This is a genomic window from Sphingobium terrigena (assembly GCF_003591655.1).
Classification (GTDB): Bacteria; Pseudomonadota; Alphaproteobacteria; order Sphingomonadales; family Sphingomonadaceae; genus Sphingobium; species Sphingobium terrigena.
In genome coordinates this window covers 1-26,455 of sequence record NZ_QVRA01000039.1, presented here as the reverse complement: position 1 = coordinate 26,455, position 26,455 = coordinate 1, and the positions used below count along the sequence as shown (strand labels likewise).

Sequence of the window (26,455 nt, the reverse complement as noted above, 5' to 3'; positions counted from 1 at the left end):
GCGCCCGTGAGCGACAATCCCATCGTCATGCTGTCGGCTGTACCCGGCACATGATCGGCTCAAACCGATGCCGAAATCGGCGGTGGCTCCTATAAGCTACACCATCCCGTGGGACACGATCGCAGGGTGCGCAAACGCCCCCGGCAACCGTCCGACCACGACAAAGCCCATGGCCTGCCACAGAGCCACCGCCCGGACATTGCTCGATACCACGAAGTTGAACTGCATCGCGCGGAAGCCCAATTCCCGCGCCAGATCGATCGAGGCCGCGCACATGCGCCGGGCGACGCCGCATCCGGTCGCGCCCTGTGCCACGACATAGCCTGCATTGGCGACATGTGCGCCGCCGCCCGTCTGGTTCGCGCGCACATAGAAAACGCCCAGCACCACGCCACCTTCCTCCAGCACCCGCACCGTCCGGTCGGGTGACAGCCAGAGGGAGAGGGCGGCCTGCCGCGTCATGTCGCGCGGGATGGCCAGCGTTTCGCCAGCACGGATCACTGGTTCGATGATAGCCCAGATCGCATCATGATCGGCGGGCGTGACCGCGCGGATCAAGCCGGCACTTCCGCCCGCTTGGCCCGCTGCCACAGCATTTCCTTCTCATCCAGCGAAAGGGCGGCGAAAGCGTCTCCGGCGATGGCCTCCATCATTCTGAACCGCCGGTCGAACTTGGCGTTACCCGCCCGCAGAGCCACTTCTGGGTCAACTTTCAGATGCCGTGCGAGGTTGACGACCGCGAACAGCAGGTCGCCCACTTCCTCCTCACGCTCCGCCTGTGTCGCCGCGCCCTGCACCTCGTCCAGTTCCTCGACGATCTTGGCGATCGCGCCATCACTGTCGGGCCAATCAAACCCGGTGCGCGCCGCCCGTTTCTGCAATTTTTCGGCACGCAGCAGTGCGGGCAGGGCGATCGCGACCCCCGCCAGCGCGCTGGGGTCCGGCTCCTTTTCCGCTCGCTCGGCTGCCTTGATCGCCTCCCACTGGGCATGGCCATCCTCGCGTCTTGTGCCTTCGCCAAAGACGTGCGGATGCCGCCGGATCATCTTCTGGGTGATGCCGTCAATCACATCCTGCAAGCTGAAATGCCCGGACTGTTCGGCCATCCGGCTGTGGAACGCCACCTGAAGCAGCAGGTCGCCCAACTCATCGCGCAACGCCGCCATATCATCGCGCTCAATCGCGTCGGCAACCTCATAAGCTTCCTCGATCGTATAGGGCGCGATCGACGCGAAATCCTGCTCGATGTCCCAGGGGCAGCCCGTGTCGGGATCACGCAACCGCGCCATGACAGTGGCAAGCGGCATGATGTCGGCGGGACTAGCTGTGGACATGGTGTAACCTGGCCTGATGGAGGGGATGAAAAAGGGCGATACTGTTTCGACAGGGCGTTGGCCAGAGTTCGCAATCTAAGTCCGATAACAAGGATTATGTTAAATCTTACCCCATATCAAAACGCTCATATATGTTCAGCTCACTGTCGGCTTAGCCTCAATCCTCCCGGATCAGGCTGGTCTTGGCCGTGTCCTTCATCCGCACATAGACGACCAGAGAGATGGCGATCATCACGCTGACATAGACATAGAATGCCTGCTCCATGCCCACCTGTTTGAACCACAGCGCCACCAGCTCCGCCGTCCCGCCGAACATCGTATTGGCCAGCGCATAAGGCAGCGCCACGCCCAGCGCCCGGATATGCGCGGGAAACAGCTCGGCCTTCACCACGGCATTGATCGAGGTATAGCCGGTCACGATCACCAGCCCCGCCATCACCAGCAGCCCGGCGACCACAGGATCCTTGGTAACCGCCAGCGTCGCAAAGATCGGATAGGTACAGATCACCCCCATGACGCCAAAGCCGATCATCAGCGGCTTGCGCCCGATCCGGTCCGACAGCGCGCCAGCAACCGGCTGCAACAGCATGAAAACAAACAAGGTTGCGGCATTGATCTGCGACGCCGCCTCACGGCTCAACCCACTGGTGTTAACCAGGAATTTCTGCATGTAGATGGAGTAGGCATAGAAAGCGATCGTCCCGCCCGCGGTCAGCAGCATCACCGTCACCGTCTCGCGAGGATGCTTGGTCAGCAACTCGACAAAGCCGGATTTCGGCGCGCCCTCAGCCTTGGCCACGGCAAAGCTCTGCGTCTCCGCCAGCCCGCGCCGAAGCCAGAATACGACGACCGCCAGAGCGCCCCCGATGAAAAAGGGTATCCGCCAGCCCCACGCATCCAATTGCGCCTCGCTCAGCGTCGCCTGCAAAACCAGCAGCACGCAGATCGCCACCAACTGCCCGGCGATCAAAGTCACATATTGAAAGCTGGAAAAAAAGCCGCGCCGGTTCCTGCCCGCCATCTCCGACAAATAGGTCGCGCTCGCGCCATATTCCCCGCCGATCGACAAGCCCTGCATCAACCGCGCCAGCACCAGCAACAGCGGCGCGGCGACCCCGATCGTCTCATAACCCGGCGTCACCGCGATCAGCAGCGACCCCGCGCACATCAGCGCCACCGACAGCGTCAGCCCGCTCTTGCGCCCGTGCCGGTCGGCATAGACGCCCATGATCCATGCGCCGATCGGCCGCATCAGGAAACCGACGGCAAAGATCCCCGCCGCGCTCAGCAACTGGGCGGTGCGGTCCTGACTGGGGAAGAAATGCGGCGCGAAATAGAGGGTGAAGGCGGCATAGGCATACCAGTCATACCATTCGACCAGATTACCGGTGGAGCCGCCGATAATGGCCTTCAGCCGCTCGCGCTGGTTGGGGGCGCCGGTTTCTATTGGGGCGGTCATGGCGTCAGCACCATTTCGCCATTTTGCACGCCCCAGCTTTTCAGGCGGGACAGCATGTTCATGCCGATCACATTGACCTCGCCAAAGCTGGATGACACGACAACGGGCAGGTCGGTCGCTGTGATCGGACCGAGCGCCAGGCTGGCGATACTGGAGCGTCGCGCCTCCACCTTGCCATTGGCGGTGGTCATGATCACACCCGGCGCGCCGACATCATAGTTGAGGCCCGACGCCCGTGCCGTAGTCTCCGACAGCGCGGTGATGGTCGCGCCGCTGTCTATCAGGAAGCGGGCCGGCGTGCCATTGATCGTGGCTTCTACCCAATAATGGCCATCGGACGCGACCGGGATGCGGATCGACTGGCCTTCCGCTTTGGCGGGCGGCGGCGCGGCAGGGGCTCCATCGACCATATCCCCCTGCTCTGCCCAACGCCCGGTCAGATAGCCTTCATTCTGCGCCAGTTTGAACAGGCCGAGCAGTCCGGCAAAGATCGCGACCCACAGCAACGCCATGCGCAGCACTCCGCCCCAGGCGAGCCGCCGACCAATAAGCGCAGAGCCAACCAGCACCAGTGCCAGCACATACCAGATGGTTGATGCCGCCTGATCGCCGCTGTCCATCAATCCCCCTGCTCTGCCGGTTCCAAGACTATCACCATGCCGTCATAGCCCGGTTCGACGCCCTTGGGGAGGGTGCGGCGCAATGTCGCATAATCCATGCTCTGGTCCATATGGGTCAGGATCGCGCGACCGGGCCGGGCGGCGGCGATGCCGTCCAGCGTCAGCGCCAGATGCGGATGGGTCGGGTGCGGCTTTTCCCGCAGGGCATCCACCACCCACACATCGACGCCGTCATACAGCGCCAGCATGTCCGGGGTCAGGTCATGAAAATCCGTGGCATAGGCGATGGACCTGCCGCCATGGCTGAAGCGGAAGCCGGTCGAATGTATGTCGCCATGGGGCTGATCGACGCAGGCAATGTCAATGTCGCCGATGCGCAGGCCATCGGGCAAGAGCCGCCCGTCGATGATCGGGTGATAGCCATTGCGACCGTCAAAGGCGTAGCTAAACCGCTGGCGTAGCAGGTTGAGCGTCTGCGAACGGGCATAGCCGGGCAGCGGCTCACGGCGATGATGATAAAGCTGCCGCACATCATCTAAGCCATGGCTATGGTCGGCATGGTCATGCGTCCAAAGGATCGCGTCGATCGCGATGACGTCGGCGGCCAGCAACTGCGCGCGCATATCGGGCGAGGTGTCCACGAGAATGCGCGTCGTCGCGCTTTCAACCAGAATCGATACGCGAGTACGGCTGTTCTTCGGCTCGGCCGGGTCGCACGCCCCCCAGTCATTGCCGATGCGCGGAACGCCCGACGACGTACCGCTGCCCAGGATCGTGAGCGTGAGGCTCATGCCACCTTCTTGAACAATGTGCGGAAATTGGCGGAGGTGGCGGCGGCCAGATCCTCCAGGCTTTCGCCGCGTAAATTGGCGAGGAATTTGGCCGTGTCAGCGACGAAAGCCGGCTCACACGGACGCCCGCGATGCGGCACAGGGGCCAGGAAGGGCGAGTCCGTCTCCACCAGCAGCCGGTCGATCGGCAGCCGGGCCGCGGTTTCCTGCAAATCCTTGGCGCTCTTGAAGGTCACGATGCCTGATATGCTGATATAGAAACCCAGCTCCAGCGCCGCGTCGGCAAAGGCACCACTGGCAGTGAAACAATGGATGACGCCGGTGTAAGCGCCCTTCCCCATCTCGTCGCGCATCACCGCCAGCGTATCCTCCTCCGCATCGCGAGTGTGGACGATCAGCGGCAGGCCAGTGTCGCGCGCTGCGACGATGTGCGACCGGAAGCTGCTGCGCTGCCGTTCGCGGTCGCTATGGTCGTAATAATAATCAAGGCCGGTCTCGCCGATGCCGACCACGCGCGGATGCGCGGCGCGGGCGACCAGCTTGGCGGTGTCGATATGGGGATGCTCGTCGGCCTCATGCGGATGGATGCCGACCGTCGCCCATACGTCCGGCGCGCGGATCGCCGTGTCCAGCACCGCGTCCCACTCGCTTTCGCGCGTCGCGATGTTGAGCATCAGGTCGATACCGGACGCGCGCGCGCGTTCCAGCACATTCTCCTGATCCTCGACCAACCCCTTGTAATTGAGGTGGCAATGGCTGTCGATCAGCATGGGGTCAGCCGTCCGCTTCGGTCAGTTCGAGCCGGGGGAATAGCGGCTTGGGCGCAGCCAGGATGAAGTCGCTTTCCGCCAGCGGCGAATACCAGTGATCGCCGATCGCGCTATAGGTCCGCTTGTCGACGGGGACGCCCATATGGTCGAGCAACGCGGCGGCGCTGGCCGGGATGACCGGCAATACCGCGACCGCCAGTTGCGCGATCGCGATATAGAGGGTCGCCAGCACAGTCTCCATACGCTGCGGATCGGTCTTGCGCAGGGTCCAGGGTGCCTGCGCATCGATATATTGGTTGCAGGCAAAGGCCGCGCGCAGCCAGGCGTCGATCGCCACCGACGGCGCAAGATCGGCCATGGCGGCAGGCATGTCTGTCCGCACCACCCGGTCGATCAGGTCGAACAATTCGCTGTCCGCCGGATCATGGCCGTGGATGGCTGGCAAGTACCCCTCCAGATTCTTGGCAATGAAGCTCAACGTCCGTTGCGCCAGATTGCCGAACGCATTGCCCAGATCGCTGTTGGACCGTTGGACGATCGCCTCCGCGCTATAGCTGCCATCATTGCCGAAGGTGACTTCGGACAGCAGGAAATAGCGCAGCTGGTCGACACCGAACCGATCGGCCAGTTCGATGGGGTCGGCGACATTGCCGACCGACTTGGACATTTTCTCGCCCCGGTTGAGCAGGAAGCCGTGACCAAAGACCTGCTTGGGCAAGGGCAGCTTCGCGCTCATCAGGAAGGCTGGCCAGTAAACAGCATGAAAACGCACGATATCCTTGCCAATGATGTGCGTGATGTCGCCGCCTTCTGCCCAGTAACGCGCCATCCGATCGGCGTCGTCGGGATAGCCGCAGCCGGTCAGATAATTGGTCAGCGCATCGACCCACACATACATGACATGGCCGTCCGCCCCCGGCACCTTAACCCCCCAGTCGAAGCTGGTGCGGGAGATGGAAAGGTCCGACAGGCCACCCTCAACAAAACGCAAAATCTCGTTGCGGCGGCTGTCCGGGCGGATGAAATCGGGCTGACTCTCATAGAGCGCCAGCAATTTGTCCTGATAGTTGGACAGGCGAAAGAACCAGCTTTCCTCAACCGTCCACTCCACCGGCGTCCCCTGGGGCGAGAGCTTGACGCCCCCTTCCCCGTCGGTCAGTTCCTTTTCGTCGTAGAAAGCCTCGTCGCGGACCGAATACCAGCCTTCATAACGGTCCAGATACAGGTCGCCATTGGCCTCCATCGCCTGCCAGATCGCCTGGCTGGCACTATGGTGCGCGGCTTCACTGGTGCGGATGAAGCGATCATGGCTGATGTTAAGCCGATCGTTCATGGCACGGAAATAGCCTGACATTTCGTCGGCCAGCGCCAGTGGTTCGATACCCCGGTTGCGCGCGGTCTGCGCCATTTTCAGGCCATGCTCGTCCGTACCGGTCTGAAAGAATACGTCGCGGCCCATCATCCGCTGGAACCGGGCAATCGCGTCGGTGGCGATCACCTCATAAGCGTGGCCGATATGGGGGCGGCCATTGGGATAGGAAATGGCGGTGGTGATCGTATAGGGCTTGGACATGTTCCGTCCCTAGCGGCTGTTGCGCCGGGCGGGAAGCCGCTTTTCAGGCCGATTGTGGCGCCAGCGCCGCGACATGGCCCGCCAGCTCAAACACCACCGCTGCCGGATCGAGCGAGAGGATAACCGCTCCGCCCGCCAGATGCCGCGCCTTTTCCCAATGGTCGAGCGCCACGCCGAGCGCGGACCCGCTGCGGTGGCGCGCGGCCTGAGCGATAAAGGCGGGCGCGCGTTCCAGAAATGCCTCATATCGCGGTTTGGCGGACTTGATCGCCAGCGCCTTGGCCAGCGCCAGCCGCTGGCGATTGTCCCGGTCGCCATCCTGCGCGATCCGCGCCATCGCGCTTTCAATATCGGCGAGGTTCAGGCCCGCATAGCGCAACGCCTTGCCCGGCGATCCTTCGCCAGCCCGGATCAACGCGTCGATCTCCGCCGGGGACAGCGTCTCGTCCTTGCTCCGCAGGATTGCGCGCATCGCCCCGTCATTCAGCGGATCGAAGCGTAGCGTGCGGCAGCGCGACCGGATCGTCGGCAGCAACCGGCCCGGCGCATGGCTGACCAGCAGAAACAGCATGTCGGCGGGCGGCTCTTCCAGATTTTTGAGCAGCGCATTGGCTGCGCCACGCTCCAGATCGTCCGCACTGTCGATCACCACAATCCGCCGGGTCGAAAGCGACGGGGCCGACTGGAGCAGCCTTTGTAACCCGCGCACCTGATCGACGCTGATGTTGCGCGCGGTGACGCCATCCTTTTCCAGCGGGAACAGTTCGGCATAATCGGGATGAGCGCTGGCCTCGATCAGACGGCGGACGGGGTGGTTTTCCGGCACATCCAGCCCCTCCCCCTCCACCGGCGGCCCTGCGGCATCGGCCAGCAGGCGCAGCGCCAGCGCGCGTGCGAAACCGCCCTTGCCGATGCCCTTGGGTCCGCTCAAAATCCAGCCATGATGCATCCGCCCGCTCGCCGCCGCGTCGATCAGCGTGCGGGCTTGCTCGTCATGGCCCAGAAGTGACGTCATGGCAGCAGGTCCGCCAGCGCGTCGAGCAGGCGATCTGTCACTGCGTCAGCCTCACCCGACGCATCAATCGCGTGAAAACGGGCGGGTTCGTCTCTGGCAAATCGGGCAAAAGCATCAGCAACAGCCCGATGAAAATTCTGGTCGCGTCCTCCGATCCGGTCGGATATGTCGCCGTCCCGCACCCGCGCCCTCGCTTCGGCCTCGCCCTCCGGCAAGGTCAGGAACAGCGTCCTATCGGGCAAAAACCCCTCGCTGCCAATCCGGTGCAGCGTCACTATATCCGCGTCGCTCAACTCGCCCTGCCCCTGATAGGCCCGGCTCGAATCGAGAAACCGGTCGGACAGCACCCACGCCCCGCGCGCCAGCGCCGGACGGATCGTCTTTTCGACATGATCGGCCCGCGCGGCAGCAAAAAGCAAAGCCTCGGCCCGCGCGCTCCACCGATCCGCACCGCCCGTCAGCAACAGCGAACGGATCGCCTCCGCCCCCTCGCTGCCACCCGGTTCGCGGGTTTCCACCACGTCCAGCCCGCGCACGCGCAGGGCAGCGGCAAGCGCGCGCAACTGGGTCGATTTGCCCGCGCCCTCCCCGCCTTCCAGCGTGATGAACCGCCCTACACTCACCCGAACAGCGATTTCAGGCCATTCCACAACCGGCCGAACATGCCTGCTTCGGCGACATCGGCCCCCGCGACCAGCGGCATCACCTGCGGCGGCGTGTCGGGCGTGGACACGATCAGATCGGCAATCTTCTGTCCCTTGGCGATCGGTGCCTTGATCGGGCCGGTATAGACGACCTTAACCGAGATATTGGTCGATGCCGTGCGCGGCAGGGTGACAGCCAGATTCTGCGGCGCGACCAAGGCGACGCTGGTTTCGCTGCCCAATTGAACGTCAGCCGTTTCGACCGTCGCGCCCTTCTTGAACAAGGGCTGCGCCTTCCACGCCTTGAAGCCCCAGTCCATGAAGCGGACCGATTCCTGAATCCGCCCGTTAAAGCTGGTCAGCCCCGCCACCACCATCACCAGACGACGGCCATCCTGTTCGGCCGATCCGGTAAAGCCGAACCCGGCCTCCTCGGTATGGCCGGTCTTGAGGCCGTCGGCCCCGGCGATCTTGCCCAAAATCGGATTACGATTGCCCTGCGCAATGTCTGCGCCGCCCATCGTCTTGCCCCAGGTGAAAGAGCGGGTCGCGTAGAAGCGCTTGTAGAGATCGGGCGTTTCCTCGATCGTTCCCTGCGCCAGCTTGGCCAGATCCTCGGCCGTCACATAGGTCACGCCCTCGTCCGGCCAGCCATTGCTGGTGCCGAAATGACTGTTTTTGAGGCCCATGCGCTTGGCCTCCTCATTCATCAGCGCGACGAAGGCCTGCTCGGTCCCGGCAATGCCTTCGGCCAGCACGACGCAGGCGTCGTTGCCGGACAGGGTGACGATGCCGTGCAGCAGATTTTCGACCGACACCTGCTCGCCCGCCGACAGGAACATGGTCGATCCCGCCGCCGGGCCATGCCACTGCTTCCAGGTTTCCGGGCGCACGGTGAACATCGTGTCGAGCTTCAACTCGCCCTTCTGGATCAGGCGGAAGGCGACATGAGCGGTCATCATCTTGGCCATCGACGCGGGCGGCATTCGCGTCTCGCCGCCCTTGTCATACAGCACCGCGCCTGATGACAGGTCCTTCATATAAGCGATGGGTGCTTCGCTGGTGTAAGGCGGCGCGGCGGCGGTCAGCGGCTGGGTCAACAGCCCGGTGAAGAGGAGGACTGCAACGGACTTGTTCATGGGGCTGCCTTCAAACTAGATGGAATCGCTTGCGGGGGGTGCGATGTCTATCGCGCGTCATTAGCCATGATGCGGCCATTCTCAAAGCCCTTGGCTGCGGCCGCGCGCACACCCGCCTGCGCAGCGTCCTGCGTCGGATAGGGACCAAAGCGCACGCGCCACAATCCGTCGCCCTCGACCGCCCTGGCCCCGATCCGTTTGGCCAGAGTTTCAGCACGGGCGCGGGATGAGAAGGCGGCGACTTGGACGATATAGGTGCGGGCAGAGGGTGGCACGGCGACAGCGGCGGGTGCAACCGGCACGGGGGCCGAAGCTGCGCCTGCCTGTTCGATCACGAAACCATCCTGCCGCGACGGCTGAGGCCTGGATTCGCGCATGTCAGGGCCGCGCACCGGCTTGGACAAGGTCTTGAGGCTCGGCTTGGCTGCAACGGCGATCTTTGTCGGGGCTGTTGCAGATCGGGCAGGCAGCTTGGCCCGCAACGCCGTCAGCAAGGCAGGCGGCGTTTCCAGCCGCTCGGCGACCCGGCCATGGCTGCGCAGTGTCGCGCGCTCCTGATCGGGCGGGCTGACCCGCCGCACCCGCACCGCCGCCGCGCCATCGCCGATCACGCCCAGTTGCTCGGCCGCGCCGCGCGACAGGTCGATGATCCGGTCATTGGCGAAAGGACCGCGATCATTGACCCGCACCAGGATCGTCCGTCCGGTTTCCAGCGCGGTCACCTCGACATAGCTGGGCAGCGGCAATGTCTGGTGCGCGGCGGTGATTGCGCCCGACACGAAGGTTTCGCCATTGGCGGTCTTGTTGCCCTGCAACTCCTCGCCATACCAGCCGGCATAGCCGACCGCGTCATAATTTGGCGCATCTTCGGGTGTATAGGTGACACCGCCCACGCTGTAGGGCGCGCCGATCGTTACCGGTTCATCGGCGACCATCCCGCCCTGCGCCAAAGGACGCGGCGATGGCGCAGGCGTCGGCGGCACAGGCGGCTGCTCCCCGCCACCGCAAGATGCCAGCAACAGCATCATTCCGGCTGCCAGCGGCAGCCTCCCCCCATCATTTGACCGCATCGGCCAGCAACCCCACAGACAGAGCATAGAAATTGGAACAATTATAATCGAGAATCGCCCGGTAGTTACCGGTCAGCAGATAGGCGGTCTTGCCCGGTCCGTCCGGCTCCAGCAGTGTGGCCATCATAGTATCGGCGGGCCAGATGCCGCTGGCAGGAAACATGCCCAGCTTGCGCCATTCGGCCATGGTCAGCCAGCGGCTATGCCGGTTGAACACGCGCGGACAGCGCGCGGGATTGGTCTTGGCTGCCACGCTGGCGCGATCGAAACTCGATGGGACCGACACAGCCACACCCCAGGGCTGGCCACGCCGCCACCCGGCCTGCACGAAATAATTGGCGATCGACGCCAGCGCATCGGCCTCGCTGGTCCAGATGTCCGCGCGGCCATCGCCATCGCCATCCTTGGCCAGCCGCAAATAGACTGACGGCAGGAATTGGGGATAGCCGGTCGCGCCCGCCCAACTACCGATCAGGCGGCTGCGCGGCACGCCATTGTCCAGCATCTTGAGCGTCGCCAGCAGTTCCGGCTCGAACAAGGCGCGCCGCCGCCCTTCATGCGCCAGTGTCGCCAGCGACCGTATCAGATCGAAATCGCCGGTATAGCTGCCATAATTGGTCTCATGGCCATAAATGGCGACCATGATCTCCTCCGGCACCCCCGTCTCCGCCTCGATCCGCGCCAGACGCGCGCGGTTGGCCTGATAGGCGATCCGGCCGCGACTGATCCGCGCGGCATCGACATGCTGGCGGCGGTATGGCTCGAAATTGGGGATTGGCGAATAGGCACCGCCTCCCGGCTGGGTCTGATCCAGCGCAATAACGCGCGGGTTGGGCGTCAGCGTCGGAAACACGCTGTCCAGCGTCGCGTCCCTGATCCCCATCGCCCGCGCCTTGGGCCGCAGGCTTTCGAGATAGGCGCGAAAATCTGTGCTATCCTGCGCCGGCGCCGCGCTCGGCACGACGGCAACAGCCGCTACGCCAACCAGCCCCAGCAACAGCGAAAATACAGTCGAACGCAGAGAATCTCTCATCCCCCCGTTGTTGCACAGGCAGGACGACAGGTGAATCCCCTTAATGGCAACTATGGCCGGTTTAGACGATGAACCGAGCCATTCGCCATTTTTGCGCTTGGCAAGCCAGCACAGCGCGCTAGGAAGCGAGGCGACGGAAGGGTGGCAGAATGGTCGATTGCAGCGGTCTTGAAAGCTACCGGAGTTTGTTCCAGCGGTTGAGTGAATGGAGAATGTTTGCAAGAGGTTAGCGGCAGGTCGGCTTCGGTGGCAAAATTGCCCATAAGCCAGTCGTAAGCGGCAAGCCGCTGAATGTTGTGGAAGCGTGGCCGAGTGGTTGAAGGCTCCAGTCTTGAAAACTGGCATACGGGCAACTGTATCGTGGGTTCGAATCCCACCGCTTCCGCCATTCCAATCGCTAGAGCGTTGAAAATAAACGACATTCAGTAGCGCCGGTATTTCTTCCCCACCATTTCACACACTATAGATTTTCGCTGGCCTCCGCCTCCATGAAGGCCCGCAATCGGGCAACAATGCGCGACGATGGATCACGCCCGTTGCGCAGATCATAGACCAGCCTGGGGTCATTTGCGGCGAGCCTGCCGAATCGACTGGCAGACATTCCGGTCGCGCTTAGCCACCGCTCCATCTCCAGTAGGATCGGGGACAGCGCCCGGTCAGACCGCGCGTTGCCCTGATCGCTGGCGTCCCTTTCAATCGCTCCAATTTTGGAGAGGTCAGCAATACCGTGCAATTCGACCAGCATAGGGCGCGCAGGCGCGGTCGGGTTGTTGTGGCGACGTATCAGCATACCAGCGCCTCCCGCGTGGTGGTGGCCGCGATATGGTCAGTCACGGCGCTTAGCAGGGCTGTGTTTCCCGCAATCTCGCGCTGGATGGCCAGAGACGCGCAGTTTGGCCGGCTGAATATCCATACCCCTGAGCTGGTGTTGGCGTAGCGTCCGCCTGCCGCGACGAAACGGGCAAGCCAACGGGCAGGTTCAAAAGGACGATCGGTCATGACAGCGGGCCTGTGTAAGGCGGAACCTCGTTTATCTGACCTTCATCCTCGACATTACCGCCGCCCGCGTCGCTGATCGGGCAACCCGGCCGCTTGCGCCGGTGGTGTAGCGCACCGTGTCCAAGGCGGTGTTTATGCCGTCCTCGTCGCACTGGCCTTCATGGTCGTCCCGCTCTGCCGGGTCGTCGTCCTCATCATCCTCGGTCAGATGGCCACCGTCGATATTGCGGCCCAGCGGCTCCGCGCCGTTGTCGGTTTTGCTGGAGCCGCGCGTGTGCCATTCGATCCAGCTTTGATCGCCTTGCGCGTCGTCATCGGGTTCGCGATCTTCATCATGGATATGGCCACATGTGGAACCGGGCAGCAGACGCCCGCAAGCGTCGATATTGCTCATCCCGGCTTCGCTATCCTCTAGGTCGGGATCGCCGCCTAGATCGTCCAGAAAGGCAATCAGCGCGTCAACCTGATCGCCTATCTCCCGGCAGGCCTGCGCGCGCCCTAGAGCGGCGGGCAGGTCGTATATGGGGATATGCTTGCGGCCGGTTTTGATTTTCAATTCTAGCATGTCACACCCCCTTCGCTTTGCGCGGCTTGCGCAGGCGCAGGACCGTTGCCGGGGTGGAGGCAAAGCCTTCGGTAAGCTCAAATGCCACCAAGCGGCGCAGAGCCTCGCACAGTCTGAGGGTCTGATTAAGCGACAGGTCAAATTCGACGTTGTCCGACCCGCTAGGGACGATGAGGCGCAGGCGTTCGCCGATTGCCTTGACCTCGATTGCATCGGTGCAGAGCATCAGCATGTCACGCCCTCCCCATCAAAGGGGGGTGGAACTCGCCCAATGCTGCCAACTGGCAGCGCAGACGCTCGACGTCTCGAAACGTGGCAAGCGCATATGTCTTGGCGACCTTAGGTTTCAATGCCTGTTCGAGCGACCATTGATAGTGGTCCCTCACCTGATCCACGGCACGTTCGTGCTCATCGTCGGTGCCGGATATGGCTTTGCGCAGAAGGTTGCTGTCCAGCATGGCTTAGCCCTCCCCCCGCTCGACGCGATCAAGGTAGGATACCAGCCTTGCCCGTGTCTGGTCGCGCAGGCGACGCCCTGCCCTGATGTCGCTAACCAGATTGGGGTCGCCAAGTGCCTCGCGACCAATCTGCGACTCGTTCAGGTCATATATGAAGGCAAGATGCTTGATGCGGGGGAGCAGGTCGATCGCGGGCTTTGTGGTGCCGATCGGTGCATTAGTGCGCTGGCGACGACGCGAACGCGCATGGACAGGTTGAGAGTTGATCGAAAGGATCGGCTTGCGCTGCCGGGGCTTCGGCCTGGGGATATAGATCAAGGCCGCGTAATTCTGGCGATAGATCAACATGCCGATACCTCCCCATATTTGGGGGCGTAGGCGCGGGGTAGAAAAATCGGGCGCATGACATCGCGCCCCGGACCATGTAGGTCGGACATAGCTTCAATCCCTCTCAGATAGGGTTGCGGTTAGGCCTGGGGGAAAGGTAGCCGCCTTTCCTTCAGGCCGCTTTTGTGTTAACGCAATTCCTATGGGTGGTCAAGAAACTTCGTTAACACAGAAGCGGCGCGGGCCTAAGCCGACAGGGCAAGGCTATGTTGTGGGAGTTCGACTCCAGCCCGCCGACCTTGCCGCGCTCGATGCGTGGATTGCCGGGCAGGTCGATCAGCCCTCCCGCCCTGAAGCCGTCCGCAAGCTGATACGGCTGGCGCTGGCCGCGCAGTAGCGCGAACGTCAATAAGACTGTTCAACCTAATGGGCCGGTGGCATTCTGTCCGGCGCAGGGGGTGAACGTATGCGGTCAAAATCGTGGTGCTGGTTGATGGTCGCGCTGGTCGCGTCACCGGCTTATTCTAGGGATTGGCCCGACGCGGGCGGCTGGTCGATCGCGGAAAGCGACGATTCCTGCGGGATGGTGTCTGAATACGAAGGCAAGGGTGAAACAGAGCTGGTCGTCCTAGTCGGACTAGACGGCAAGGTCGCACTGTCCATCAAGAATGCAGATTGGTCGCCAGTGGACGGCCAAAAATATCAGATGGACTTTCTTTTGAACGGAACGAGCTATGGTGGCGGGGCTGCTATAGGCGTCGCGGAAGGCTACAAAAAAGGTTTCGTTGCAACCTTTGGCGAGGATTTTGGCCGTGATTTCACCGCGGGAAGTTCATTGCAAATCTACCGTGGCGAGACGTTGGTGGACCAGTTGAGCCTTAAAGGCACGGCGGCGGGAATGGCGATGGTGCGACGATGCCTTGCTGCAATTCGCGCTGACAAGTCCGCTGCCCAGCGGGAAAAGCAACGCTATGCCCATATCGCGGACGATCCTTTTGCCGTGAAGCAGACCGAGATGGAGAAGCTCCAGTTTGGCGTAAATTCGGCTAAGCCGCGCAGCTTGCCAGCCGCGTGGGTAAGTGATGCTGATTACCCCAGCGCAGCGCAGCGTGAACGCCGGCAAGGTGTCACCGGCTACAAGCTGGAAGTGAATGCGGACGGCCAGGCGACCAGTTGCATCGTAACCTCATCAAGCGGACATCCTGACCTAGATGAAGCCGCGTGCAGGCTAATTCCCCGGCGCGCTCGCTTTAGCACTGGCGGCTTATATGAGAGCAAGGTGACATGGCGCTTGCCGGAATAGGCATGGCGGACCGGCCATCCGCCAATCTGCATAGAGCAATGGCCGAATATCCATGTTTCAGCATTGGCTGATCCTTCATCCCCACCATTCCCCACACCAACAGCGCTTCATTCAAGCCGCTTGGCTGATTAATTCTGGACCCGCAGGGGAGCGCATGAGTGCAGACTGTTGTGCAGCCCTCAGTGCGCTCACCGCATCAACGACGCGCTGTGCCACCTCAAGTGGAGGAGCATCGACAGGGGTGATTTTCTGGCCAACGGCATCGGGCCATTCGTGAATGACCTGACTTTCTATTCCATGCCGGGTGACGGTTGTCAGTTCCGCAAACCCGCCAATTATGTAGGCCGCCCTTCCGCGGTACAGCCCCGGCTCCCGGCGCTGCGCCGCGTGGAGGGTAAAACCATCCATTCCAGGGTCCAGTGCGTCGATATCGGCTTGTGTGGTCAGCGACCGGCCCAAGGTGGCCTCTATGTCGATCGCCGGAATCGTGCATCCTTGCCCTGGCACGAACAAGGTACCTGGCTCATAAATGTCGAAAGTTGAAAAGCCGGTCGGATCGTCTGGATCATTGCGTTGGCGAGTAAGTGCAACGGCTGCGACCATTCGATCCATATTATCGGACCATCCGGCAATCACGATCTCAAAATGCTTTGGGTGAGAAGGCCGATCACCAAAATATATTTCATAGGTGGCCGTCATCCCCGCAACTACGTCGGGCAAAACTTCCGCGATCTCGTCGAATGAACCGCATAGGCTCAATGCCGCCGCGAGCGGCTGACATGCCCATGTCCCGCCCCGCATCGCAAGCGCGCAGTTGGCGGCCGGCAGGGGCGTGACCTTGGATCGGATTTCTAAAACAGTGCCATCGTCACGATATGTTGCACCATCGGTTATCAGATGGATGGCGTCGGTCTGTTGAAGAATTACGATAGCGCTCATGATTTCGCCCTCAAAAGTTGCAAGGTTCCAACGACACAACCTGTCATGACGCGGGTGCCAGGTAGTGGACTAGCGATAGCGCCGCCGCCCCCTCCTCCACCGAATGCCGCGACGATGAGCTGTTTTGCCGCCAAGCGGATAAGGTCGGAAATGATGCCGTTGATAACATCGCCTGCGATTCCGCCCAATTTCAGATATTCCGACCCGGCTCGTGCAATACCGTCTGTCAAGCGATCGAGCGCATTGACCTGCACTTGTTCGATCCGATCGCCCATATTCTCCAGATCGTTTTGAGCACCAGCAATATAGGCTTCCATGGGAGATGCGCCCTTGCGGTTGGCATCGGTACGGCGAGCAGCCTGCCTCATCCCAAGACGGGCACGTGCTCCAGCCGCGTCTGCGATCTGCCCATTTGCTATGGCGATCTCCAGTTCCTTGCGTTCTTGCTCTTCGACAAGATCAAGTATGCGGTTTTCAGCCGCAAGGCGGTCTTTCCGAGACAACAAGAGGTCGGCTCCGGCCTCCATGGTGGCGCGCTGATCCGCGAGGTCGCGCACGACCAACTCCGCGTTACCGTCGGCGCGGTCCTTTTCGATGCGCGCGCGCTCCGAAGTCTCATAGGATTTCAGCTCGGCCAGCAATTTGGCCTTACGCGCACCGCTATATTCCTTGTTGGTCGCAATCTGGTCCTCCGCAGAACGAATCTCATCATTCAGCAAGCGATGCTCCAGTTCAGCCCGGTCATTCGCCCCTGAGGCAACGGCAAGCCGGGATTGAAGGTCACGGGCCACGATCGCACGTAAATCCTGAGAATATTGCCTAGAGATTTCCTCCGCCGAAGGCCCAGAAGCGCCCTTCCCCCGCGCCTTTTTGGTTCCCGTATCAGGTGCCGGAGCAGTCGGCTTAGCTGGATCGATGAAGCTGGCCGGATCCACCTGCACAGCCTGGCTTTCCAACTGATCAAGCTTGGCAAGCCGCTGGCGCAGTTCGTCAATCTGTCCTTGCCGCCTGTCCTGACGCGCGGCCCGCCTACCTTTCTCCCCCGAGATATAATCGATGGGCAGATAGCCGAATGTGTTGCCAACGACTTGGCTGGTTCGCTGCTGTTGTTCCAGGCGACCTAATTCCGTCCGTGTCTTGGTGCGCTCTGTGCCGATCATGGCGAGGGTGGCGATTTTAGCCTGTGCCGCCAAGGTTGCAGCTTGACCCGCTGCCGATTGGAACGCCCTGCCCAGCTTATCGACTTGGCCCGCCGCCGTGACTGAGGCATTGCCGACGATGTTGATGTTCTGCCCGGCTGCGATGGCACGCGAGGTAGCGCCTTCCACCTTTTTGGACAGAGAATCGAAGTTGGAATTGAGGTTCGCCAGCCGCGCCTCTGTCCTGGCGCTTTCGGTGCCGACATAGACGATCGCGGCCGCAATGGCGGTGATAGCCGCCACAACGGGGAGGCGCTGGAGAACTGTCAGCCCGCCCGACAGCGCAGCGGTGGCGTTCGCGGCATTGATGGCGCTGATCGTGTAATTGACGCCCACAGCGGTCGCAATCAGTGCAATTGCAGGAATGAGGGTGTCGAGATTATCCGCGACCTTTTTCAAGGTCTCCCCTAGCGCCGCAGACACCCCATTGGCTTTGTCCGCCTCCCCGAAATAGACAGTCAGGGCATTTGTCAGGGTCGTGTAGCCCGCCGATAGCGTAAGGGTGGCTTTGGCGGCTTTACCCTCCAGCATTTCCGAACCGGACAGGATCGCATCAAAAAATTCCTTCGATGAAACCTTGCCATCCTTCACCAATGCTGTGAGGCGCGCGACCGAACCGCCAAAGCGAGACGAGCCATTGGCGGCCGCTTGCAATAAGGGGAAGAGCCCCTCTTGTACCGAATTGAATTCTTCAGCACGGACCGTGCCAGTTTGAAGTGCCTGGGCCAACTGAAGTAGCGAGCCTTGTGCCTGCTCAGCGGTAGTGCCCTGAATTTTCAACGCAGCGGAAGTCGCGCTTGTCAGCTGTAATATCTGTTCTTGGCTCGCCCCCAACTCGGAGCTTGCCTGTGTGGCCTTACCGAAAAGCGCTGCAAGGGTTTCAACGCTGATCCCATATCGCTGACCAGTGGCAAACAATTTGTCCTGCACCGATTTTAGGTTTTCACCCTCTAAACCCGCCACACGCAAGTTATTCTGGAGGCGGGTGAAGCCGTCCAGCAGCCCTACCAGTTCGCGGCCCGTGAAATATCCGCCGACCGATGCCGCCAGCGCTTTGATTGACGCGCCTGCGTGCTGACTATTCGACCGGATGGCCTTCTCCATCTTGGCTGATGAACCGATGATCTTGTTCAAGGCGCGATCGGAAACTTGAGCGGAATCTCCCATTTTCTGTTTCAGATCGCTCATGTCCGCACGAATGCGCACCAAAACATCCTCGGCAACGACAGTCATCGGGCGGCCTTTCTGAGTTCATGCTGGATTGCTTCATTTATCAGGGCGACGACCTCGCCCTTCGCTTCGCGCGCGGCTGGCCCCATGAAGGGGCGGGCCTCCATTTTGGACGTACCAAATTCCAGCGCGGCGGAATAAGGCGCATTGCTGCTGACCTCGACTTCCAGAACTCCCGTCTGTACGGTTTCAATGTTGCCATGCAAAACGCCGCTGTCATTGTTTGGAGCTTCACCAGGCTTTGAAGCTACGTGCTGATGCTTTCCGCCGCGATGCCCGGACGCTGATCCAGCCATGATCGAACCCTTGGCCCGATCTTCAACAATCTCGCCCGCCGCGAACAACGCCTTCCCGACACGCTTTTCCATTGCAGGGCTGGCCATCTTCTTAAAGCGGGAGACGAGCCGCCGGTGCCCCTTAACATCAACCATGGTGGGGAATCCGGTGTGACATTGCACGCGGCCTTGTTCGATCGGCCCGGTTTCTCGATATTTCGGCGGGATCACTGGCGGACATCACCTCCGCCGCGCGATCCGGGTCAAAGCGCAAAAGCCATGCAAGGTGTTGGGCATCGGTGAAGTACCTCGCCCGCTCATCTGCCGGGACGTGTCGCGCCTCCGGAGGGTATGCAGCAGCGATGCGTTGGATTTCGTGGTGGTTCGAATGATTATGCATGAGCCGCACCCCTTTCACTAAGCCAAGCCGTGGCAACCGGCCCATCACGCTCCATAATTGGATCGCGATCCTCGCCCTCCGCCGCGAACTTGATCAGCGTCACCCTATGCCCACGCTCTATCCGTTCGGGGCCATAGGCGGCGATCAGGTCGACCCAAGCCTGGCCGGGCCACCACATAAGACAATGCCGATTGGACGATGACGCCGCTGAGCGGCCTTCCAATGCGCGCACCCTTCGGATGACATCACGCATGGCCATCCCTCCCGTTATCTGGCAGAGCGACGATCGCCTTTCCGGCGCGCGCTATGATTGCCCAGCCTTCGCAACGGACATGCTGGAACTGAGCAGACGGCTTGCGCTGGCGCTCTAGTTTAGCAATCCGAATGTGCCGACTATTCATGACCGCCACCCCAATTGTTCGGTGCGGGCATATTCATGCTGGACACGCGCGGCGGCTTGGGCGTCCATCTGAGGTGGGCACCCTTGGCGGACGATCATGGCATACAAGCGATGATATTGGGCAGCTTCGGCTTCGCTGATTACATCACCCGCAATGCTGCGATCGTAGACCTCGATAAGATAAAGAAGCTCAGCCTCAGTGAGCGCGGAGCAGTCAAAGGTGTTGTGAGACACGCCAATCCGCGCCTTCTCCAGCACAGCCAAGCGTCGGTGAAGCGCGCTCATAGCATCATGTCCATTGGCTCGACGCTGGTAGCAAAAATCCGCCCCATCCATGGCGGCATCTTGCGAAGCATCGTTGAGAAGACATCAGGGGATGCGATGCCTGCGATCGTCTGGAATTCGGACGAAGCTGCATTGTAGCGGGCGACGCCTGCGATCATCTCGGCATCGGTAAGTCCGCCGGACTGCTGTGCGTGGCGCTCCAGCGCCCGAAGGCGTCGCGATAAATCACTGCCCATGGCTGGCCTCCAAAGCGACTAGCCGCGCTTCGATCTCGCTTGTTTCGATGGCTTTGCGATGCTCGGCCAACATGGCGGCCAGCGCTTGGCCTTCCATTGGGGTAAGGCTGCCTTGGGCGACGGCTCCCATTATGGCGGCAAGGACCGTTGGATGATCCCCTGCGCCCTCGATCTTTGGCAGATCGAACGAAACATGCCGGTCTTTGCGAGGTGGCGCAATTCGGTCCATACAGATGCGCATGGCCTGCACGTCGCCCGCAAGAGCCATGTCCACGGCCTTGCGTGTCAGCTTCTCGACCTCGCCATCCAGCAACGCCTCGCATGCGAGGGTCGCCTTGTGCCGCGCGCCTTTTGGGCGACCGGTGTTGCCAGGCGCGAACTGGCCCTTGCGATTGCGGCCCTTGGGCTTTGCATCAGCCATGACAGGAATGCAGGAGGGGTGTCGAAGACCCTCCCGCACCTTCCGCGCCCCTCACTGGCGACGGAATGGCCTCAGGCGTCATCGTCAACGCCGACGATATGAGCATAGACCAAGGCAGCGGCGATATCGTGCAACTCGCTGAGCGGACGATTTGGCGGGCCGAATTTTTTGACGATCTCCCGCGCATCATCCTTGTCCATCCCGCCGCCGATCAGGCCCAAGCGAACGACATTGCGGATGTCGAACTCTGACGCGATCGATGCAAAAGGATTGCCGACAGTGCCGCCCTCGCCATCCTCGATACGGCCAGACATGAGCGATGACAGGATGATATGGATCGGCCTCGGCGTGGCTCCAAGCTGGCGCGGGCCGCCGCCCGGCACCCTGCCGGTTTCAAGTTCGAAAATCTCCATTTCGCCCAATTCCATGCGATAGACGCCGTCGCCGATGGGCTGGGCTGGCAGGTATGTGAGCTTCTTCATGGCTTCACCTCGATAGCAAGGATGGGTTGCCGCATATCAGGCAGGGGGGACGTTCGCGCGCCTCCATCCGATATGCGGCTGGCCGGGCGGAGAGTGACCCGGCGCATCAGATGACACCTACGGCGGTTGGAAGCCCGATAGTCTCGTTGTCGGCGGCTAGGCGAACCTGACAGCCCTTCTCGCGCGCGGCTTCGGCCAGTTCGGGCGAGAGGATCAGGATTTGCACGTCGCGGTAGACGCCTGCATCGCCGCCTTGGTGAGCAATCGTGAACATGGCGGTGTTGTTGGTCGGCGGGGTGACAACGTACCGCTTCCAGCGGGCAATCTCTTCCTGCCGCTTGATATGCGCTTGGCGGCGCGCTTCCTGCTCCATGTTCTGCAGGCGTGCGAGCGTGCGATCGCGAACCGGCCAAGCTAGCTCTGTCGTTTGACTGGCGTCGAACGTCGGCACCTTCATGTTCACGAGACGTGGTATTTGAGAGCCGCATTGCTGGCGAAATGTCGCGGAACATCCGCGCGCCTCAGCTTCCGCGCTATCCAGCCAATCGAGGCCATAAGCGCGGGTTTTATTCAGTGCGTCACATTCGGCATCGCTAGCTTTTATGCGATCGAGCAGCGTCAAGAGTTCGTCTATGACCCGCTGACCGTCAATCCGCAGATCTGCCACGAGCTTCGTCCTGCGCTCGTTAACGGCGGCATGCTCTTCGACCGCACGACGGCGGCGATCGGAGTTCAGCAGATCCTCGTACCGTTCTTGAAGCTGATCACGCTTGGCGGCGAGGCGGACGACTTTGCGCGCCAGTTTCGACGCATCATCGGCGGCTTTATCGGCCTCTGCCTCCGAGGCAGTCGCGGACTTGCTGATCGCGTCAAGGCGGTCGTGTTCGGCCTGACTGGTTGCTACTGACGCGGAAACTTCGTCGATCAGTCCTGCAACGGTAGCAGCACGGGCACCATCACCCATTGCCGCTGCAATTCGTTCATCTAATGGCTTGGCCATGTCTTTTCTCCATCGGCGGCGCTAAGGCGCGGCCATTCAATTTGATCAGAGGTGGCGGGCGGCCCGGATCGCGTCCCTCACTGTTTCAGTGGAGGGAGCAGCCAGGGATTCGATATATTCACGCCGCGCGCCTTCGCGTTGCACTCGTGCATCTGCGATTTCAGTCTCGTGACGACCGAACAAAACCGCATCACGGATTGCCTTGCTGTTTTCTGCGGCAAACTTGGCTTGTGCCACCACCTGCGCCGTTGCTTCGTCGAAGGCGGGTGCCCTATCCCCCATGAAGGCAAACTTGGTTTCGTGAATGTAGCGTTCGCGCGCGACGTGGGCGGCGACCTTCTCGCCTCCATCTTTGCAGCTCACTGCGCTATCACCGATCCTGCATTCGCTTCCTGCACGCCCCTGCGGAACCAAGGCGATATGGTTGCCGCGAATCTGGCGCTGAGTCGCCTGGAAGTGAGTGCCATCGGGTGCGACGCCATCGCCCCACACCAGTTCGCAACTGTAACCGGCAGAGAGTTCGCGAGCGCGCCCGCTGTCATAGGCGGAGACGGCCTCAGCATCGGCCAGCATCAAGGGAATTTCGACATAGCCGCCATCGCGAGCAACGCGGCCCTCAGTGAAACCAACCGACACCTTGCGCCAGTTGGCGGGCGATACGCCCTCGGCGGGATGGTCCAGGGTGATGGATTGATGCGCGAAGGAGGCCATGGCGTCGGCGGCGAAAACCTCATCTTCAGGGCGATAGACCGTCACCGACGACAATTCGGGACGGCCAAGTTCGCGACCAGTGTAGGAATAGCACCCACTTCGAGCGAACTTAGCGACTGCTGTGATCCGGCCATCGGCCAGACGGCGCACCTTTTCCAACGGTGCGCGGTCGTGAAATGCGACTTGCATAAATTCTCCATTTGCCAGCGAAGCGCGGGCAGCGCGACCGACAAGCATGCCGGTTGCAGGGAGAGTGGGCGATTTTAGCGGGGGTGTTTATAACCCTCAGACTTGTTCTTGATCTGATGGTGATGGCCCGAGTGGCGGATATTTGGTCCGCCACAATGACCGGCAAATGCCAGCGGGATCGGGCGATAATGGCGATGGTGCAGGATCATCCCCACCGCTTTGCCATCATGACACGGCAGGCAGGGCGACCATGCCTTGGCGTCGGCGTGCTACACCGCAGCCGGATCGCGCGCGCCCGTATGCGCGCCGTTGATACGGGCAGCGTCACGAGACCCGCAAAGCCGCTGCCCATTGGCGTGCAACATCGATCGCCGCTTTGCCATCCATGTCCAGCGTCAACGCCTTCACCGCCGCGTCGAACAGGATCATGGCCGCCTGCTCCCGGTCCACCAGCGAGATGGCTTGATGGACCAAGAGGTCGGACTTCTGGAGGTAGAGCAACTGAGGGTCGATCATGTCAGTCACTCCATCCAAGAATGTTGCCGTTTGGGTCCAGATCGTCGTCGGGACCATTCCCCAAATCTGGGGAGACTGGTTCGATGCGGGATGGACCAGATTTGGGCTCCCCCCTCTCCCCTTCATCAATGGGTGCGGCGTCCCCAAGGGCCGCACCCTCTAAGTATGAAATACTAGAGCACCCTCTTTCCCCCACCGTCCCGCACGGTTTTCCGCCATTTTCGGCATCACCATCCCGCACCGTCCCGCACGTTTCCGCAAACACAATCCGCGCGGTTTTCTGCGGTTTTTCATCGAACCTTCCCGCACCTTCCCGCACCCCATTTTGGTCAGGATTGATAGCCAATCCCAACACCGGCTTGCGGTCTGCCCCCTTCCATAATGGTTGGGCTGCCAGCACGGCTTGAAGGTGCAGCAGGCGGTTCAACGCTGCCTCGAATTGCCTAGCTTTCATGCCGCCAGCGCTGGGCATTGCTGCCATCACCTTGGGAGCGTAATTGCCCGCCGATCGGCTGTGAGACACATTGCGGCGCTCTTCTGTCAGCTTGGCCAGGCAAGAGAGGAATCGCTCGTTCTCGCCATTGGCACGCGCCACTGCGGCAATCTCTGCGCCGACATTTGCTGGCAAATCGCCATCACGCACGAAAGCCCACTTGTGCCAACGGAACTGCACTTCTTCACCGCGAGCGGCATAGTTGGACTTCGACCGGCGCAAGACACGCTCATCAGGATCAGACGGCGCGCCATCATCTGGCGTGTTCCAGTCGAGAAATAGCCGGTTGCGGACATGCGCGCTCCAGCCGGTCGAACCACTGGTTTCGTTGCCCTGCTTGTTTCCCTGCGCGTGCTGCTTGTTCGGATGGGCCAGCAGGACCACTGCGCCATCGATCTCTAGCGACAGGCGCTCTAGCAGGCCAAGGAAGGCGGCGACATCGTGACGGGCATTCTCATTGCCGGGAAACACATGGGCGGCGTTATCGACAAAGATCAGGTTGGCACCGAACGACAGCGCGGCCTGCCGGATTTGTTTATATCGCTTTGTCGGCAGAATACCGCCCTGGGCATCAAAACTGCCCAGCTCGTTACCAAGCTGCCCTTTGAGCGAATATGTCGTCAACCAGCCTTTGAGCGACGCCATGGTAATGCCTAGTGCGGCGTTGATGCTCTCCTGCCGGAGGTGCATTTCGTCGCTGGAATCCTCGCAGGTAATGTAGATTGCTTTGACATGCTCGATCTCGATACCAAGGAAGGGAAGGCCCGAGGCTGCGCACGTTGCCATCTGTTGGGCCAGAAGCGACTTCCCCACGCCGTCCTGCCCGCCAAGGAGGCCCGCGGACCCGCGCACGATCCAGTCCTTGGCGATGAAGCGGCGTGGCGGCGGCGTGTTGCCGTCCCACTGCTCTGGACCGCTCTCGCCCGGCAGCGCGTCGGCGGCCGGCTTGGGGCGGCTAAAGGCAGCACGAATGATCGAACGGAATTCTTCGGGCGTCCCCTGCCAGTCCATAATGTCGCCCTTAGGCGGCAGGCCGGGAAGGTCGAGGATATGGACGGTAGCGCCAGCCGCTTCGAGGTCGCCGCTAGCCTTTTGCGCGAAGTCACGCCCAACATCGTCATTGTCGGGCAGGATGATGACCGTGCGCCCCGCCAGCGCCGCTGCGTAGCCCCTCTGCCAGCCATTGGCACCAAAGGCGACGGCAGTGGCAACACAGCCCCACGATGCCAGCTTGTCCGCCTTGCGCTCACCCTCCACCAAATAGATCGGGTCGGCCGGCGCGGCAGCAAGGATGTCAGGCAGGCGATACAGTACGCGGGATATGCCCTTGATCCCGAACACCCATTCTTTGCCGTTCAGCCGCTCGGCCACGAACTTCTTGCGCTCGCCAGCCTTTTCCCGGCGCTGCGTCCGGTAGAGAACCGCGCCATCGGCATCGACATATTCATAGGATCCGGTTACTCGCCAAGCCGACGAATTTTGTCGGGCTGGATCGATGTCACGCTGAGGCATCATGCCTTCGTCCCGACACTGGTCCTTGATTGCCAGCGGGTCGCCGCCATTGAAGCTATGGATAAGCACGCCGTCCGGCGCGGCGGGGTCGTCCTTGACGGACATGCCCCGATCTTTCGGACCATGTCCGGGCGTCGGGAATGTGCCATAATCGCCGTGCCAGTCGCCATTGAAGCGCCGGGTGATGTCCTGGGCAAGCGTCATGCTGGCTTGCCTCCCGAAGGTGGGAGGGGCGGTAGAAAACTACCACGGTCGCCCACCGTAGGTTTCGTGGGACGCGGAGCGCGGCGGCGCTGTGCTGCACGCCAATGTTCGTAGCCATAGATCCGCGCTGTCATGCGGCCCTCCCGGCGCGGAGGTCGCGTGCCTTCTGCACCAGGCCATCGACCCATGCCATGGTGACACTATCAAGGTGTGGGGCGAATCGGAGGCTTTGCAACCGAGACAGAGACCTGCGCGTCAGATATTCGCCCATGAATGCCGGATCGTTCAACAGAGCGTCAATCTTGGTCCGGTGATGGGCAAACGGTGGGGACGCTGCGCGGCGGCAACTCGCCGGGTCGAGCAAATAGCTCGAATTTTCGCCGGAAACGCCACGCTCCACAACATCGGATATGCGGAGGCCATGTCCGCCAAGATGCTTGATTAGCATTCTTGCGGCGTTCAGGGCCTCACCATCGTGGGGTGATTCCATGCGCGATGCGATCTTGCCGATCCGGGCGGCGTCGGGACAGGTGCGCGCGGTCATGCCAACGCCCTCCCGTCCATGGTGCAGTCGAAAATGGGCAGACTCAGGCGTTCGCCTTTGCTGACCAGCAAGTCGAGGGCTTCCCCATAATCACCTGTCCATTCAGCGTTCGCGGCCGGCGCAATGATGCCTACGGCTTCGATGCGATATTCGTCCCAAGCGTGATCCCAAACCAAGGCGACATGGGGGCGGCGGCTGACCTGCCCCCCGTCAGTCCCTCGATCATAACGAGAGTCTTGCGGTTAAATACGATGGCCCCTGCGCCTGCACAAGCGCGTCGGGCGTGATGCTCTCGTCCTGCTCGAACGCCCGACGCGCT

33 protein-coding genes and 1 tRNA gene are annotated in these 26,455 nt (G+C 61.6%); 3 read left to right on the top strand and 31 right to left on the bottom strand.

Going from position 1 to position 26,455, the window contains the following annotated elements; translation table 11 throughout:
* Positions 1-96: 96 nt before the first annotated feature.
* From D0Z70_RS22640 to D0Z70_RS22585, 12 genes are all read right to left on the bottom strand, one after another.
* The gene (locus D0Z70_RS22640; protein WP_119750288.1) at positions 97-591 is read right to left on the bottom strand and encodes a GNAT family N-acetyltransferase; all 495 of its coding nucleotides are present in this window, start codon (positions 589-591) and stop codon (positions 97-99) included.
* Positions 555-1,334 (bottom strand): nucleoside triphosphate pyrophosphohydrolase, encoded by a 780-nt coding sequence (mazG, locus tag D0Z70_RS22635; RefSeq protein WP_119750286.1) that lies wholly within the window; start codon positions 1,332-1,334, stop codon positions 555-557. Before mazG ends, D0Z70_RS22640 begins: the two co-directional genes overlap by 37 nt.
* A 157-nt stretch (positions 1,335-1,491) precedes the next feature.
* The gene (locus D0Z70_RS22630) at positions 1,492-2,793 is read right to left on the bottom strand and encodes an MFS transporter (protein WP_119750284.1); all 1,302 of its coding nucleotides are present in this window, start codon (positions 2,791-2,793) and stop codon (positions 1,492-1,494) included.
* Entirely contained in the window at positions 2,790-3,413 is a 624-nt protein-coding gene (locus tag D0Z70_RS22625; protein WP_119750282.1) for a retropepsin-like aspartic protease family protein, read from the bottom strand. The genes D0Z70_RS22630 and D0Z70_RS22625 overlap by 4 nt, the downstream gene beginning before the upstream one ends.
* Positions 3,413-4,204 carry an MBL fold metallo-hydrolase gene (locus tag D0Z70_RS22620; protein ID WP_119750280.1) on the bottom strand — a complete coding sequence of 264 codons (792 nt, stop codon included), beginning with the start codon at positions 4,202-4,204 and terminating at the stop codon, positions 3,413-3,415. Before D0Z70_RS22620 ends, D0Z70_RS22625 begins: the two co-directional genes overlap by 1 nt.
* Positions 4,201-4,974, bottom strand: coding sequence for a TatD family hydrolase (locus D0Z70_RS22615; RefSeq protein ID WP_119750277.1), 774 nt, complete (start codon positions 4,972-4,974; stop codon positions 4,201-4,203). The genes D0Z70_RS22620 and D0Z70_RS22615 overlap by 4 nt, the downstream gene beginning before the upstream one ends.
* A 4-nt stretch (positions 4,975-4,978) precedes the next feature.
* The gene (metG, locus tag D0Z70_RS22610) at positions 4,979-6,547 is read right to left on the bottom strand and encodes a methionine--tRNA ligase (protein WP_119750275.1); all 1,569 of its coding nucleotides are present in this window, start codon (positions 6,545-6,547) and stop codon (positions 4,979-4,981) included.
* Positions 6,548-6,590: 43 nt separating this feature from the next.
* Entirely contained in the window at positions 6,591-7,562 is a 972-nt protein-coding gene (locus D0Z70_RS22605; RefSeq protein WP_119750273.1) for an AAA family ATPase, read from the bottom strand.
* Positions 7,559-8,185, bottom strand: a complete 627-nt coding sequence (tmk, locus tag D0Z70_RS22600) for a dTMP kinase (protein ID WP_119750271.1) — start codon at positions 8,183-8,185, stop codon at positions 7,559-7,561. The genes D0Z70_RS22605 and tmk overlap by 4 nt, the downstream gene beginning before the upstream one ends.
* Positions 8,182-9,345, bottom strand: coding sequence for a D-alanyl-D-alanine carboxypeptidase family protein (locus tag D0Z70_RS22595; protein WP_119750269.1), 1,164 nt, complete (start codon positions 9,343-9,345; stop codon positions 8,182-8,184). Before D0Z70_RS22595 ends, tmk begins: the two co-directional genes overlap by 4 nt.
* A gap of 47 nt (positions 9,346-9,392) precedes the next feature.
* Entirely contained in the window at positions 9,393-10,370 is a 978-nt protein-coding gene (locus D0Z70_RS22590; RefSeq protein ID WP_182914089.1) for a septal ring lytic transglycosylase RlpA family protein, read from the bottom strand.
* Between the two features lie 31 nt (positions 10,371-10,401).
* Complete coding sequence (locus D0Z70_RS22585) at positions 10,402-11,448, bottom strand: lytic murein transglycosylase (RefSeq protein WP_239019085.1); 1,047 nt, start codon at positions 11,446-11,448, stop codon at positions 10,402-10,404.
* Positions 11,449-11,746: 298 nt separating this feature from the next.
* Between D0Z70_RS22585 and D0Z70_RS22580 the strand changes: the two genes are divergently transcribed.
* Positions 11,747-11,836 (top strand) — tRNA-Ser (locus D0Z70_RS22580).
* A gap of 72 nt (positions 11,837-11,908) precedes the next feature.
* Here D0Z70_RS22580 and D0Z70_RS22575 read toward each other — a convergent pair.
* From D0Z70_RS22575 to D0Z70_RS22550, 6 genes are read right to left on the bottom strand one after another with little or no spacing between them, the layout of a single operon-like run.
* Complete coding sequence (locus D0Z70_RS22575) at positions 11,909-12,193, bottom strand: hypothetical protein (RefSeq protein WP_147418825.1); 285 nt, start codon at positions 12,191-12,193, stop codon at positions 11,909-11,911.
* A 38-nt stretch (positions 12,194-12,231) separates the two neighbouring features.
* On the bottom strand, positions 12,232-12,447 hold the full coding sequence (locus D0Z70_RS22570; RefSeq protein WP_119750263.1) for a hypothetical protein: 216 nt from the start codon (positions 12,445-12,447) through the stop codon (positions 12,232-12,234).
* A gap of 31 nt (positions 12,448-12,478) precedes the next feature.
* Positions 12,479-13,012 carry a hypothetical protein gene (locus tag D0Z70_RS25100; RefSeq protein WP_182914088.1) on the bottom strand — a complete coding sequence of 178 codons (534 nt, stop codon included), beginning with the start codon at positions 13,010-13,012 and terminating at the stop codon, positions 12,479-12,481.
* 1 nt (position 13,013) lies between these two features.
* Positions 13,014-13,244: a hypothetical protein gene (locus tag D0Z70_RS22560; RefSeq protein ID WP_119750259.1), complete on the bottom strand. Its 231-nt coding sequence runs from the start codon at positions 13,242-13,244 to the stop codon at positions 13,014-13,016.
* Between the two features lies 1 nt (position 13,245).
* Positions 13,246-13,470, bottom strand: a complete 225-nt coding sequence (locus D0Z70_RS22555; RefSeq protein ID WP_119750256.1) for a hypothetical protein — start codon at positions 13,468-13,470, stop codon at positions 13,246-13,248.
* A gap of 3 nt (positions 13,471-13,473) precedes the next feature.
* Positions 13,474-13,818, bottom strand: coding sequence for a hypothetical protein (locus D0Z70_RS22550; RefSeq protein ID WP_119750254.1), 345 nt, complete (start codon positions 13,816-13,818; stop codon positions 13,474-13,476).
* 250 nt (positions 13,819-14,068) lie between these two features.
* On the opposite strand from D0Z70_RS22550, the gene D0Z70_RS25755 reads away from it, so the two are divergent.
* Together D0Z70_RS25755 and D0Z70_RS22540 are read left to right on the top strand one after the other, a co-directional pair.
* Positions 14,069-14,194 (top strand): hypothetical protein, encoded by a 126-nt coding sequence (locus D0Z70_RS25755; RefSeq protein ID WP_275402238.1) that lies wholly within the window; start codon positions 14,069-14,071, stop codon positions 14,192-14,194.
* A 96-nt stretch (positions 14,195-14,290) separates the two neighbouring features.
* The gene (locus D0Z70_RS22540) at positions 14,291-15,100 is read left to right on the top strand and encodes an energy transducer TonB (RefSeq protein ID WP_239019084.1); all 810 of its coding nucleotides are present in this window, start codon (positions 14,291-14,293) and stop codon (positions 15,098-15,100) included.
* 111 nt (positions 15,101-15,211) lie between these two features.
* On the opposite strand, the gene D0Z70_RS22535 is transcribed toward D0Z70_RS22540, so the two are convergent.
* The 13 genes from D0Z70_RS22535 to D0Z70_RS22475 form a co-directional block, all read right to left on the bottom strand.
* Positions 15,212-16,039 carry a hypothetical protein gene (locus D0Z70_RS22535; RefSeq protein ID WP_119750250.1) on the bottom strand — a complete coding sequence of 276 codons (828 nt, stop codon included), beginning with the start codon at positions 16,037-16,039 and terminating at the stop codon, positions 15,212-15,214.
* A complete protein-coding gene (locus D0Z70_RS22530) occupies positions 16,036-18,471 on the bottom strand; it encodes a tape measure protein (protein WP_119750248.1) in 2,436 nt (811 codons plus the stop codon). Before D0Z70_RS22530 ends, D0Z70_RS22535 begins: the two co-directional genes overlap by 4 nt.
* Positions 18,468-18,974 (bottom strand): HK97-gp10 family putative phage morphogenesis protein, encoded by a 507-nt coding sequence (locus tag D0Z70_RS22525; protein ID WP_239019083.1) that lies wholly within the window; start codon positions 18,972-18,974, stop codon positions 18,468-18,470. The genes D0Z70_RS22530 and D0Z70_RS22525 overlap by 4 nt, the downstream gene beginning before the upstream one ends.
* Before the next feature lie 161 nt (positions 18,975-19,135).
* Positions 19,136-19,396: a hypothetical protein gene (locus tag D0Z70_RS22520; RefSeq protein ID WP_147418824.1), complete on the bottom strand. Its 261-nt coding sequence runs from the start codon at positions 19,394-19,396 to the stop codon at positions 19,136-19,138.
* A 144-nt stretch (positions 19,397-19,540) separates the two neighbouring features.
* Positions 19,541-19,807 carry a hypothetical protein gene (locus tag D0Z70_RS25095; protein ID WP_220475700.1) on the bottom strand — a complete coding sequence of 89 codons (267 nt, stop codon included), beginning with the start codon at positions 19,805-19,807 and terminating at the stop codon, positions 19,541-19,543.
* A gap of 17 nt (positions 19,808-19,824) precedes the next feature.
* On the bottom strand, positions 19,825-20,064 hold the full coding sequence (locus D0Z70_RS25090; protein WP_182914086.1) for a hypothetical protein: 240 nt from the start codon (positions 20,062-20,064) through the stop codon (positions 19,825-19,827).
* A complete protein-coding gene (locus tag D0Z70_RS22510; RefSeq protein WP_119750241.1) occupies positions 20,054-20,485 on the bottom strand; it encodes a DUF5681 domain-containing protein in 432 nt (143 codons plus the stop codon). Before D0Z70_RS22510 ends, D0Z70_RS25090 begins: the two co-directional genes overlap by 11 nt.
* 71 nt (positions 20,486-20,556) lie before the next feature.
* Positions 20,557-20,967, bottom strand: coding sequence for a GTA-gp10 family protein (locus D0Z70_RS22505; RefSeq protein WP_119750239.1), 411 nt, complete (start codon positions 20,965-20,967; stop codon positions 20,557-20,559).
* 106 nt (positions 20,968-21,073) lie between these two features.
* Entirely contained in the window at positions 21,074-21,967 is an 894-nt protein-coding gene (locus tag D0Z70_RS24710; protein ID WP_147418822.1) for a hypothetical protein, read from the bottom strand.
* A 45-nt stretch (positions 21,968-22,012) separates the two neighbouring features.
* Positions 22,013-22,867 (bottom strand): DUF2213 domain-containing protein, encoded by an 855-nt coding sequence (locus D0Z70_RS22490; RefSeq protein ID WP_119750290.1) that lies wholly within the window; start codon positions 22,865-22,867, stop codon positions 22,013-22,015.
* Between the two features lie 324 nt (positions 22,868-23,191).
* A complete protein-coding gene (locus tag D0Z70_RS22485; RefSeq protein WP_119750233.1) occupies positions 23,192-23,383 on the bottom strand; it encodes a hypothetical protein in 192 nt (63 codons plus the stop codon).
* Between the two features lies 1 nt (position 23,384).
* A complete protein-coding gene (locus D0Z70_RS22480; protein ID WP_182914085.1) occupies positions 23,385-25,247 on the bottom strand; it encodes an AAA family ATPase in 1,863 nt (620 codons plus the stop codon).
* Positions 25,248-25,722: 475 nt separating this feature from the next.
* The gene (locus D0Z70_RS22475; protein ID WP_119750226.1) at positions 25,723-26,136 is read right to left on the bottom strand and encodes a hypothetical protein; all 414 of its coding nucleotides are present in this window, start codon (positions 26,134-26,136) and stop codon (positions 25,723-25,725) included.
* Positions 26,137-26,455: the final 319 nt, after the last annotated feature.

Excerpts from the sequence above, each read along its gene's own strand:
- mazG (WP_119750286.1), bottom strand. The coding sequence starts at position 1,334 with ATGTCCACAGCTAGTCCCGCCGACATCATGCCGCTTGCCACTGTCATG.
- D0Z70_RS22630 (WP_119750284.1), bottom strand. The coding sequence starts at position 2,793 with ATGACCGCCCCAATAGAAACCGGCGCCCCCAACCAGCGCGAGCGGCTG.
- D0Z70_RS22625 (WP_119750282.1), bottom strand. The coding sequence starts at position 3,413 with ATGGACAGCGGCGATCAGGCGGCATCAACCATCTGGTATGTGCTGGCA.
- D0Z70_RS22620 (WP_119750280.1), bottom strand. The coding sequence starts at position 4,204 with ATGAGCCTCACGCTCACGATCCTGGGCAGCGGTACGTCGTCGGGCGTT.
- D0Z70_RS22615 (WP_119750277.1), bottom strand. The coding sequence starts at position 4,974 with ATGCTGATCGACAGCCATTGCCACCTCAATTACAAGGGGTTGGTCGAG.
- metG (WP_119750275.1), bottom strand. The coding sequence starts at position 6,547 with ATGTCCAAGCCCTATACGATCACCACCGCCATTTCCTATCCCAATGGC.
- D0Z70_RS22605 (WP_119750273.1), bottom strand. The coding sequence starts at position 7,562 with ATGACGTCACTTCTGGGCCATGACGAGCAAGCCCGCACGCTGATCGAC.
- D0Z70_RS22595 (WP_119750269.1), bottom strand. The coding sequence starts at position 9,345 with ATGAACAAGTCCGTTGCAGTCCTCCTCTTCACCGGGCTGTTGACCCAG.
- D0Z70_RS22590 (WP_182914089.1), bottom strand. The coding sequence starts at position 10,370 with ATGCTGTTGCTGGCATCTTGCGGTGGCGGGGAGCAGCCGCCTGTGCCG.
- D0Z70_RS22585 (WP_239019085.1), bottom strand. The coding sequence starts at position 11,448 with ATGAGAGATTCTCTGCGTTCGACTGTATTTTCGCTGTTGCTGGGGCTG.
- D0Z70_RS22575 (WP_147418825.1), bottom strand. The coding sequence starts at position 12,193 with ATGCTGGTCGAATTGCACGGTATTGCTGACCTCTCCAAAATTGGAGCG.
- D0Z70_RS22570 (WP_119750263.1), bottom strand. The coding sequence starts at position 12,447 with ATGACCGATCGTCCTTTTGAACCTGCCCGTTGGCTTGCCCGTTTCGTC.
- D0Z70_RS25100 (WP_182914088.1), bottom strand. The coding sequence starts at position 13,012 with ATGCTAGAATTGAAAATCAAAACCGGCCGCAAGCATATCCCCATATAC.
- D0Z70_RS22560 (WP_119750259.1), bottom strand. The coding sequence starts at position 13,244 with ATGCTGATGCTCTGCACCGATGCAATCGAGGTCAAGGCAATCGGCGAA.
- D0Z70_RS22555 (WP_119750256.1), bottom strand. The coding sequence starts at position 13,470 with ATGCTGGACAGCAACCTTCTGCGCAAAGCCATATCCGGCACCGACGAT.
- D0Z70_RS22550 (WP_119750254.1), bottom strand. The coding sequence starts at position 13,818 with ATGTTGATCTATCGCCAGAATTACGCGGCCTTGATCTATATCCCCAGG.
- D0Z70_RS22540 (WP_239019084.1), top strand. The coding sequence starts at position 14,291 with ATGGTCGCGCTGGTCGCGTCACCGGCTTATTCTAGGGATTGGCCCGAC.
- D0Z70_RS22535 (WP_119750250.1), bottom strand. The coding sequence starts at position 16,039 with ATGAGCGCTATCGTAATTCTTCAACAGACCGACGCCATCCATCTGATA.
- D0Z70_RS22530 (WP_119750248.1), bottom strand. The coding sequence starts at position 18,471 with ATGACTGTCGTTGCCGAGGATGTTTTGGTGCGCATTCGTGCGGACATG.
- D0Z70_RS22520 (WP_147418824.1), bottom strand. The coding sequence starts at position 19,396 with ATGCGTGATGTCATCCGAAGGGTGCGCGCATTGGAAGGCCGCTCAGCG.
- D0Z70_RS25090 (WP_182914086.1), bottom strand. The coding sequence starts at position 20,064 with ATGGGCAGTGATTTATCGCGACGCCTTCGGGCGCTGGAGCGCCACGCA.
- D0Z70_RS22510 (WP_119750241.1), bottom strand. The coding sequence starts at position 20,485 with ATGGCTGATGCAAAGCCCAAGGGCCGCAATCGCAAGGGCCAGTTCGCG.
- D0Z70_RS22505 (WP_119750239.1), bottom strand. The coding sequence starts at position 20,967 with ATGAAGAAGCTCACATACCTGCCAGCCCAGCCCATCGGCGACGGCGTC.
- D0Z70_RS24710 (WP_147418822.1), bottom strand. The coding sequence starts at position 21,967 with ATGGCCAAGCCATTAGATGAACGAATTGCAGCGGCAATGGGTGATGGT.
- D0Z70_RS22490 (WP_119750290.1), bottom strand. The coding sequence starts at position 22,867 with ATGCAAGTCGCATTTCACGACCGCGCACCGTTGGAAAAGGTGCGCCGT.
- D0Z70_RS22485 (WP_119750233.1), bottom strand. The coding sequence starts at position 23,383 with ATGATCGACCCTCAGTTGCTCTACCTCCAGAAGTCCGACCTCTTGGTC.
- D0Z70_RS22475 (WP_119750226.1), bottom strand. The coding sequence starts at position 26,136 with ATGACCGCGCGCACCTGTCCCGACGCCGCCCGGATCGGCAAGATCGCA.